Origin of the sequence: Halorubrum yunnanense, from assembly GCF_026586675.1 — an archaeon.
Taxonomy (GTDB): domain Archaea; phylum Halobacteriota; class Halobacteria; order Halobacteriales; family Haloferacaceae; genus Halorubrum; species Halorubrum yunnanense.
In genome coordinates this window covers 1-3,648 of record NZ_JAODIX010000042.1, presented here as the reverse complement: position 1 = coordinate 3,648, position 3,648 = coordinate 1, and the positions used below count along the sequence as shown (strand labels likewise).

Here is a 3,648-nt window from a genome sequence, read left to right as displayed (position 1 = left end):
TCGCTGAAGACGGCTATCGATTTCAAGTCATTCAACATGGAAATCGGAACGCTATCGAACGTGTCTTTTGAGAAATAGAACGACGAACATCATCGTTTGCGAATAGTTTCAGCAATGTCGCGTTAGAGACAGCTCAAAACTGGCTCGAAGCCTTCGCCGTCTACCACAATTCACGCCAAACTTAACGCGACCGGGCTTTGGAGGCGTACCCCGCCGATCCAATATCAACGTCGAATCCGTTCAGTCGTCGTCCATATCGAGCGAGCGCTTCTCGCCGAGCTCCTCCTCCAAGCTGCCGCGCTCCCAGCTCCGCACTGCGTCCCCCTCGACCTCGGCGCGGAGCTTCTCCTCCAAGAGGTTCACCGCGACGCTGTTGGCGCCCTCCGGGATGATCACGTCGGCGTGCTTCTTCGAGGGCTCGATGAACTGCTCGTGCATCGGCTTCACCGTCGAGAGGTACTGGTCGATGACGCCCTCAAGGTCGCGGCCACGCTCGATGACGTCCCGGCGGATCCGGCGGAGAATGCGCACGTCAGCGTCGGTCTCGACGAACAGCCGGAGGTCCATCATGGCGTTTATCTCCTCGTCGTATAACGCCAAGATCCCCTCAAGCACGATGACGTCAGTCGGTTCGACCGCGACGCGCTCCTCCTTCCGGTTGTGAATCTCGAAGTCGTACTGCGGCATTTGGACGGACTGGCCCTCCAACAGCGCTTCGAGGTGCTCCCGGAGGAGCTCCCACTCGAACGCGGAGGGGTGGTCGTAGTTGACGGACTGCCGCTCCTCGAAGTCGAGGTGCGAGAGGTCCTCGTAGTAGTTGTCCAGCGGGATGCGGGTGACGCTGTCGCCAAGGTCGCGGGTGACGAGCCGTGAGACCGTCGTCTTCCCCGCGCCGGTCCCTCCCGCGATCCCGATCACGAACGAGGGAATGGCCATGTGCCCGCTCGAACGCCGGAGGGTTTGAACCCTCCTCTTCGCCCCGCGCGACGGGCCTCCCTGCGCGCCGATATCGACCGCGTCAGCGATCCCGGAGCCGCGAGAGTGTCGTTTTCCGCACCGATCGGCCCGCTACGTTCGGAACCGGTATAACGATACCGGGGGCAGCTTTTAGCCGCTCGCGGCGGATCCTCGGTTCATGCGAACAGATACCACGGTTCGCGACGTGATGCATCGTGAGTTCCTCGGCGTGAGCGAGTCGGACCGGCTGGCCGACGCGGCGGGCCTGATGGTCGAGGAGGAGACCGACTGCCTCGTCGTCGTCCGGGGCGGCGAGTCCGTCGGTCGGCTCGGCTGTCGGGACGCACTCGGCGCGCTCCTCGACGCCGACGGGCGGAGCGCCGGCGACGCGGAGGGCCCCACCGTCGGCGACGCGATGGACCCACCCCTCCCGACGGTGGCGCCGGACGACCCGCTCGCGGCCGTCGAGGAGCGACTGATCGCCGAGGGCGTCGACCGCGTCGTAGCGGTCGAGGCCGGCGAGGCGGTGGGTGTCGTCACCGCCGGCGACGCGCTCGCCGCGGGCGCGCCGCGAACCGGCGACGGAGCACTGAAAACCGCCGTCGGCGACGAATCGGTCCCCGGAACGCGTCGGGGAGACGAGGGGATGCTCGGCTCTGACGGCGGCGTCGACCCCGCGACAGAGGCCGCGACGGACGCGTCGGGCTCGCCGACGCAGGGCGTCTGCGAGAGCTGCGGGGCGCTCGTCCCGGAGCTTGTGACCGCCAACGGGCAGGCCGTCTGTCCGGAGTGCCGCGAGGTGTGAGACGAGCGGAGACCGGACCGGTCTCGGCCGACGTCCGAGGTTCCCGTCTCGCTCGCCGCCGCTCCCGTCGGTAGCCTCATGCCGCGCGGCCCCGAACCGGAGGTCGAATGTCCGACGCGGAGGGACCGACGATCGCGCCGGCGACGGTCGACGACGTGGACGACGTCGCCGACCTGTGGATCGCATTGGCGGCGGGCCAGCGACGACACGGCTCGGCGCTCCTCGCCGAGTCGAACCGCGCTGCGGTGCGCGAGTGGGTCGCCCAATCGGTCGTCACGGGCGAACTGCTCGTCGTTCGGGACGGTGACGGCGATAGCGACGACGACCCGATCGGTTTCGTGGCCTTCTCGCTCGACCGCGAGGGGTACGATCGTGACCGCGTCCGCGGAACGGTGAGTAACCTGTTCGTCGTTCCCGGGCGCCGCGGGGAGGGAATCGGCGCCGACCTGTTAGACGCCGCCGAGCGCGCACTCGCGGCGGCCGGAGCCGAGGTCGCCGCGCTGGAGGCGCTCGCCGACAACGAGCGGGCCCGCGCGTTCTATGCGGACCGCGGGTACGGCCTCCACCGCGTCGAGCTGACGAAGTCGCTGTCGGAGGCCCCGGGCGACGAGGACGGCGAGGGCGACGCCGCCGACGAGGGCGGCGCCGACGGAGACGAGCCCGCGACCGGAACCGAGTGATTGCGGCCCGGCGTCACGCTCGCCGAAAGCGACACGCACTCATACGAGGCCCGAGTACGCCAAGCCGCGCCAGGGGAGCATGGGCGGTTCATGCACTCGACTTGTAATCGAGACTTCCGGGGTTCAAATCCCTGCCCTGGCTCTATCAAAAACCTGAACAATCCCACACTGGATCACCAGACGTAGGGGTTCAGACTTCTGTTGAAAGTCAGAATGTTACACCATGTTCCGCAATAGCAACCGCACCAGCAGCCGCGGAACCGGAGGTGAGCGCTTGAATATTGTTTGGTAGGGCTGCCAGAAGAGCGTACTCACAATACTCTGTGTAACGTCAAGATATTTTCTGTTAGCTGTACAAGATACCACGCGCCTATTCTGACCGGGTTCCAGTCAGTACAAGGTTATCTCCGATAATACTGGGAATCGTATCCAAATCACAATACTCCTCTATAACACTCATTATCAGTTCCAAGTAACAACTTTAGTGATACCTCCCGCATACCGAGTCGTGAACCACCACAGCGGCCAACCGGACCACCGAACTGCGTTCGTCTGTGTCCAAAACGCAGGGCGGAGCCAGATGGCGGCGGCATTCGCTCAGCGCGAACTCGATCGTCGTGAAGCGAGTGATCAGATCGAGATAATTACCGGCGGGACACGGCCCGCCGACCACGTTCACGATGTCGTCGTTGAGGCAATGGGTGAACGAGACATCGATCTCAGCGACCGAACGCCACGAGAGGTGACGCCAGAGGAGTTACAGGCGGTGGATCTGGTCGTGACAATGGGCTGTTCGGCGTCAAACGTGTGCCCGGCGACGTGGAACGGCGAGAACCGCGACTGGGGACTTGACGACCCACACGAACGTTCGCTCGAGGAGGTGCGCGAGATTCGCGACGAAATCGAGCGTCGTGTCGTCGCGCTGTTCGACGAGCTACAGTCGGAAACGGTATCCGCGGGGTGACACAGATGCGGAAGGAATCAGCCGACGACCGGTCGATGCCAGCAGCTATCGCGTCTGATCAACAGCAAGCGTCATTGTCTGCCTTCCAATGGCCACTTTTTCCGTGAGCATGGTAAAGAGAGGGCATCAGATCACTAACGAACCACCAGGCAGAAGCGAGAATCATGACTAAACTGCTGTGTTGAATAGATGCTGAGTCACGGTTATAGCGGCTCACACAGTGGTTCTATGTTGGTGATGGC

At 63.9% G+C, this 3,648-nt stretch carries 4 protein-coding genes, 1 tRNA gene and 1 pseudogene; 5 read left to right on the top strand and 1 reads right to left on the bottom strand.

What is annotated here, in order from left to right; all coding sequences use genetic code 11:
- Positions 1–185, top strand: a pseudogene (locus N5096_RS11090) (IS6 family transposase); the annotation flags it as partial.
- Positions 186–240: 55 nt separating this feature from the next.
- Here N5096_RS11090 and udk read toward each other — a convergent pair.
- Entirely contained in the window at positions 241–936 is a 696-nt protein-coding gene (gene udk / locus N5096_RS11085; protein ID WP_267664729.1) for a uridine kinase, read from the bottom strand.
- Between the two features lie 199 nt (positions 937–1,135).
- On the opposite strand from udk, the gene N5096_RS11080 reads away from it, so the two are divergent.
- The 4 genes from N5096_RS11080 (at position 1,136) to N5096_RS11065 (ending at position 3,406) form a co-directional block, all read left to right on the top strand.
- Positions 1,136–1,762: a CBS domain-containing protein gene (locus N5096_RS11080; protein WP_267664728.1), complete on the top strand. Its 627-nt coding sequence runs from the start codon at positions 1,136–1,138 to the stop codon at positions 1,760–1,762.
- A gap of 107 nt (positions 1,763–1,869) precedes the next feature.
- Positions 1,870–2,442, top strand: coding sequence for a GNAT family N-acetyltransferase (locus N5096_RS11075; protein WP_267664727.1), 573 nt, complete (start codon positions 1,870–1,872; stop codon positions 2,440–2,442).
- Between the two features lie 68 nt (positions 2,443–2,510).
- A tRNA-Thr gene (locus tag N5096_RS11070) sits at positions 2,511–2,584 on the top strand.
- 366 nt (positions 2,585–2,950) lie between these two features.
- Positions 2,951–3,406 (top strand): arsenate-mycothiol transferase ArsC, encoded by a 456-nt coding sequence (locus N5096_RS11065; protein WP_267664725.1) that lies wholly within the window; start codon positions 2,951–2,953, stop codon positions 3,404–3,406.
- Positions 3,407–3,648: the final 242 nt, after the last annotated feature.

Coding starts and splice junctions, on each gene's coding strand:
- N5096_RS11075 (WP_267664727.1), top strand. CDS start 1,870: ATGTCCGACGCGGAGGGACCGACGATCGCGCCGGCGACGGTCGACGAC.
- udk (WP_267664729.1), bottom strand. CDS start 936: ATGGCCATTCCCTCGTTCGTGATCGGGATCGCGGGAGGGACCGGCGCG.
- N5096_RS11080 (WP_267664728.1), top strand. CDS start 1,136: ATGCGAACAGATACCACGGTTCGCGACGTGATGCATCGTGAGTTCCTC.